The 5,230-nt window shown below is 39.1% G+C and carries 4 protein-coding genes and 1 pseudogene; 2 read left to right on the top strand and 3 right to left on the bottom strand.

Going from position 1 to position 5,230, the window contains the following annotated elements; genetic code table 11:
• Positions 1-120: 120 nt before the first annotated feature.
• Both AC1M9D_RS13825 and AC1M9D_RS13820 read right to left on the bottom strand, forming a co-directional pair.
• Positions 121-1,407: pseudogene (locus tag AC1M9D_RS13825) on the bottom strand (MFS transporter); the annotation flags it as partial.
• A gap of 363 nt (positions 1,408-1,770) precedes the next feature.
• Entirely contained in the window at positions 1,771-2,580 is an 810-nt protein-coding gene (locus tag AC1M9D_RS13820; RefSeq protein WP_481612418.1) for an IclR family transcriptional regulator domain-containing protein, read from the bottom strand.
• Between the two features lie 155 nt (positions 2,581-2,735).
• Here AC1M9D_RS13820 and pobA point away from each other — a divergent pair, with 155 nt between their 5' ends.
• Positions 2,736-3,926 (top strand): 4-hydroxybenzoate 3-monooxygenase, encoded by a 1,191-nt coding sequence (gene pobA, locus AC1M9D_RS13815; protein WP_481590765.1) that lies wholly within the window; start codon positions 2,736-2,738, stop codon positions 3,924-3,926.
• 77 nt (positions 3,927-4,003) lie between these two features.
• Here the strand turns inward: pobA and pcaU are convergent, their stop codons facing one another.
• On the bottom strand, positions 4,004-4,828 hold the full coding sequence (gene pcaU / locus AC1M9D_RS13810) for an IclR family transcriptional regulator PcaU (protein ID WP_180028016.1): 825 nt from the start codon (positions 4,826-4,828) through the stop codon (positions 4,004-4,006).
• Between the two features lie 272 nt (positions 4,829-5,100).
• Between pcaU and AC1M9D_RS13805 the strand changes: the two genes are divergently transcribed.
• Positions 5,101-5,230, top strand: a 130-nt coding sequence (locus AC1M9D_RS13805; protein ID WP_481609255.1) for a CoA-transferase, incomplete at its 3' end; no start/stop codon positions are given.

Genomic DNA, 5,230 nt, shown 5'->3' with positions numbered 1-5,230 from the left:
CCGCAAACGGCTGGTTAAGCCCAGAAGCCTTTGAACAGAAATATTTTAAGAATTTAGAGGGATTTGTTGTCCACGATACTGTCTAGGATCATGTGCAGTTTCTTTATTTTTGAGTTTTGAAATGCTTAATACCATGATAATAGCTGCAACGAATGCCAACGCATAATAACCGTAAAGTACAAGTGATGAGATACCACTGTCGAGGAAAGCACCTGCAACTAGTGGAGACAAAATACCGCCTACACGACCAAAACCAATCGCATAACCTACACCAGTCGCACGAACATCAGCATCATAGATTGCAGGAGACATCGCATATAGACCTGCGACACATCCGTTTGACATCATGCCAAGGAATAAAGCAAGAATGAATGCGATCATGAGTGAACCAGTACTGTTCACAAATAACCAGATCAAGATTGCAGTTAAGGCAAGGAAAGCTGCTTGAACATAGTAAATACGGATACGTGAACTAATCAGACCTAACAGCGCAGCACCAAACATACCGCCAGCACTAATCAGGACACCTGCTGTTACACCTTGTTCAGTGGTCATTCCATTTGCAGATAAGATTTTTGGTGTCCAACTCATGACGAAGTAGAAACCAAACATAACGAAGAAGAAGCTAAACCAGATACAAATCGTTTGAAGTGCCAATTTAGGGCTGAACAAACGTGCCAAACCACTCTTTGCTTGTTCGCTGGTCATAGTGACCGTAGGAAGTTGCTGTAATGGAGTAATATTGATTTTCTTTGCTAAAACGTTAATACGTTCTAGAGCATTTTTTGGCTGTTTAACCAAAAGGTAATCAAGTGATTCTGGTAAGGTGAAATAAGACATGACCAACATGAATAAAGTCGCTAAACCACCTGTTAAGAAGACTGCACGCCATCCGAAATTGCTGATAAGTGCAATAGCAATAATCCCACCAACGGTTGCACCAATCGCGTAACCTGTACATTGTAAGCTGACTGCGAGACTTCTCCAACGCAGAGATGCGTACTCACTTGCAATAACATTACTACTTGCGAGAATACCGCCGATGCCTAAACCAGTCACAAAACGCATCATGCCAAGTTGCATTGCAGTCTGAGCAAATGATGCTGCAACCATACTTACTCCAGAGATAAGTAGGCAAAGTAAGATGAGTGGGCGGCGACCGATTTTGTCAGCCCAAGGTGCAAGAAATAGTGAGCCAGCGCCCATACCAAATAAGCCAGCACTCAATAGTGCACCAAGTTCAGCGCCAGTCAGTCCCCACTCGGCAGAAACAGATGCAGCAGTAAAGGCCATGACAAGAACGTCAAAGCCATCAATAACATTTAATAAAATACAGATACCGATAACAAACCACTGAAACCCATTCATGGTCTTGTTATTCATTTCCTCACGCGGGTTCTGAACCATTTACTTTCTCCATGGAATAAGACCTCATTGAAAAGCACTACGTGTGGCATGTGATTACATGTCATAAACGTAGGCAGACTTCAGAAGTCATCCTAGTAATGTTTAAGGTGTTCATCGCAGTCAGAACCCGTCCATATTCTGGTATTGATGAAATAATCAACACGTCTGCAATGTGCATGAATTTAGCATTATTGGATCCAAATTCAAGCAAAAAAATATTAACTTAGATATATTTTAGATTAAATGGATCCATATTTGCGAAGAAGTACTTGAAAAATATACTAAAGTACTAGGGATTAAAAAAATGAACGCCTCAGTTAAAAAAGGAAAAAATCTTAAAAGTTCATTCGAATATTCCGAATTTTATAAAATAGCGCGCAAATCATGAGCTACTTGTTTAAGCTGGGGCAAAATATTTTGGATTAAATATGTTTCAGTAATTCTGTGGCTGGATCCGATACAGTTGAGTGCGGCTACAGTATCACCTTGCATGTTGAGAATAGGGACAGCTAAAGCAATAATTCCCAATTCATGTTCTTCTGTAGAAATGCAATAGTCTTGTTTTTGAACAGTTGCAATAGTGTTTATAAACTTTTGATGATCTATGATGGTAAAAGGCGTTAATCTCTTGAGTGGGTATTGTGTAAGCCATTGATTAAGTTCATCATGGCTCAATCTTGAGAGTAGTATTTTACCTGTTGAGGTGGCGTAGGCTGGAAGGCGATTGCCTAGATGAATACCCAACGGACTCATTTTAGATGATTCGTTCTGTTGAGGAACACTTTTCGCAACAGGTACTACTTCATGTTCATCGAGTACCGTGACTGAATAGCTCAGTGCAGTTTTGATACTGAGTAAATTCAGCATAGGTTGAGCGACTTTTGGCAAATATGCAGAGCTTAGATAAGCACTTGAAAAGCGTAAAACTTTGTAGGTGAGCCAATAAAAATGTTCATCTGTGTCTAAATAACCTAAAAATTTTAAAGTTCTTAAATATCGTCGTGCTGCGCTGCGACTCAATCCTGTACGTTCAGCAATTTGGGTGACATTTAATTTTTGACGTTCAACACCAAAGCACTCTAATAGATTCAAACCTTTAGCAAGGCCTGCAATATAATCATCATATTGAATTACTTCTTTATTTCTAGCATTTGAAATCAATTCATTGCGCATGATATTGCTCTGATTTACACCCTTTAATTCTGATATCTTGTCCGATGATCGGTCATTTGTCACTAAATTCGGTCGTATTTAGGGCTAAAGTCTAGTACCTCAGTTGGAATTTCATTAGGTTTTACAAAAGGAAAAAAATTGAGGGTGTTTGCAATATGGAAATTTTAAAAACCAAAGTCGCGATTATTGGTTCAGGTCCAGCAGGTTTATTACTCGGTCAACTGCTATATAAAGCGGGTATTGATCATATTTTAATTGAACAGCGTAGTGCTGAATATGTTGCCAGTCGTATCCGTGCTGGGATTTTAGAGCAAGTTTCAGTAGATTTATTGACTGAAGCTGGTGTAGATCAGCAACTCCGTGAAAAAGGGTTACCTCATCAGGGTATTGAAATTCTAACCAATGGTGAAAAGCACCGTGTTGATTTAACGCAGTTGACGGGTGGTAAACAAGTTACGGTATATGGCCAAACTGAAGTCACCAAAGATTTAATGCAGGCTCGCACAGCGGCTCAACTCACTTCATACTATGAATCAGCTAACGTTCAAGTACATGATTTCTACGGTCAACCAAGTGTTACTTTTGAGCATAATGGTCAGCAAGTTAAAGTTGAATGTGATTTTATCGCAGGTTGTGATGGGTACCATGGTGTGTGCCGTGCCAGTGTGCCAGAAGACAAAATTAAAACTTTTGAGAAAGTCTATCCATTTGGCTGGTTAGGGGTATTGGCAGATGTACCTCCTGTTGCGGAGGAACTAATTTATGTGCAATCTGATCGTGGATTTGCATTATGCAGTATGCGTTCTAACACGAGAAGTCGCTATTATCTACAAGTACCGTTAACGGATAAAGTTGAAAATTGGTCAGATGAGCAATTTTGGGAAGAGTTAAAAAATCGTCTAGATCCTGAAAGCCGTGAAAAGCTCGTGACTGGTCCATCAATTGAGAAGAGTATTGCGCCATTACGTAGTTTTGTCACTGAGCCAATGCGTTTTGGTAAAATGTTCTTGGCGGGTGATGCTGCTCATATTGTACCGCCAACAGGAGCTAAAGGTTTAAACCTCGCTGCATCTGATATTGCGTATCTTTCTCAAGCTCTCATTGAATATTATCAAACGGGTTCTGAGCAGGGGATTGAGCAGTATTCTGAAAATTGCTTAAAACGTGTATGGAAAGCAGAGCGTTTCTCTTGGTGGATGACTCATTTATTACATCGTTTTGAGACAGAAACCGAATTCGAGCATAAAATCAAACAAGCTGAATTAAGTTATATTCTTGGTTCAGAAGCAGGGCAAACTACGCTTGCTGAAAACTATGTTGGACTACCACTCCAAAAAGCGAGTTAATCCTCGAAGTCAAGCTTAATCCATTGGCTAATTTTTAGCACACACCAAATTGCTCCACAATTTGGTGTGTTTTTTTATTAAACAAATTGTCTAAATTCAATCGAGGTTTGCTGTAATAAGGGCAGAATATACTGAATTAAATATTCCTTACTGGTTTTACCTGTCGGTGACACAATGTTCAATGCTGCGACAACATCAGCACGATGATTGTGAATAGGTACAGCCAAAGCATGTACGCCTAACTCATGTTCTTCAGCTGAGTAACAATATTCATCAGCTCTAACTTCTGCTAATAATTTTATAAATTTCTCATTATCGGTATACGTATATTTGGTGAGTGCTTTGAGTGGATATTTTTCCAACCATTCTTGTTGTGCTTCCTTGGATAAATAACTTAATAAAATTTTCCCTGCAGATGTCGCATGAGCGGGTAGTCGGTTACCTAAATGTAATCCATAAGGATTAACACGATCAGTCTGTTGATGCGCTGCACTACGTGCAATCGTAATAGCTTCGTAGCCATCTAATACCATCACGGAATAAATGAGAGAGGTTTGCTGAGTAAGTAAATTCAACAATGGCTGAGCAATTTTAGGCAGCTGTGCACCACTTAAATATGCACCTGAAAATTTTAAAATTTTAGGTGTTAAATAATAATAATGACCATCAAATTCTAAATAACCTAAATATTCTAAAGTCATTAAATGTCGCCTTGCAGCGGCTCGAGTCAACCCTGTTTTTTCTGCAGCCATGGTCACATTTAAACGGTGACGGTCATTTGCAAAACAATCTAGGATAGCCAGTCCTTTGCTGATACCTGCAATAAAGTCTTCATGACGAATCCACTTTTTATTATCTGGATTTTGAAGTTGTCTGTTCCTTGAGTCTGATTCTGTAGACACAGCATTTTCCTTGCTATTTTAAAAATTGAATTATTAATGCTGATTTAGAATCTTGAGCAATATACTCAAGATATTGTTCGATCATCGAACAAAAAATCTGTAAATCGTACAAAAACCTTTTTTCAAGGTAGCTCAAGCTTTTTAATTTATCAAGAATGGAATGACGGAATCCAAGCGATTTAGTTGCTTATTTCAATCTCCGTCCAGATTGAAATTGCGCTAATCGTGGATTCCCCAAATATTAAAATATGTTGTACAGAGGGAGTTGTTGGATGATCGATAAATCGTCACAGTCTTTAGTTGAAGCTTTATCCCAAATTAAAGACGGTTCAACCATTATGATTGGTGGGTTTGGTACCGCAGGTCAGCCTGCTGAACTCATCGATGGCTTAATTGAACTCG

The sequence above is a fragment of the Acinetobacter sp. ANC_7682 genome (assembly GCF_056779795.1).
Note: the sequence above shows the minus strand (reverse complement) of the source record. Positions and strands in the feature narration are given on the sequence as shown.

Coding starts and splice junctions, on each gene's coding strand:
- AC1M9D_RS13820 (WP_481612418.1), bottom strand. CDS start 2,580: ATGCGCAATGAATTGATTTCAAATGCTAGAAATAAAGAAGTAATTCAA.
- pobA (WP_481590765.1), top strand. CDS start 2,736: ATGGAAATTTTAAAAACCAAAGTCGCGATTATTGGTTCAGGTCCAGCA.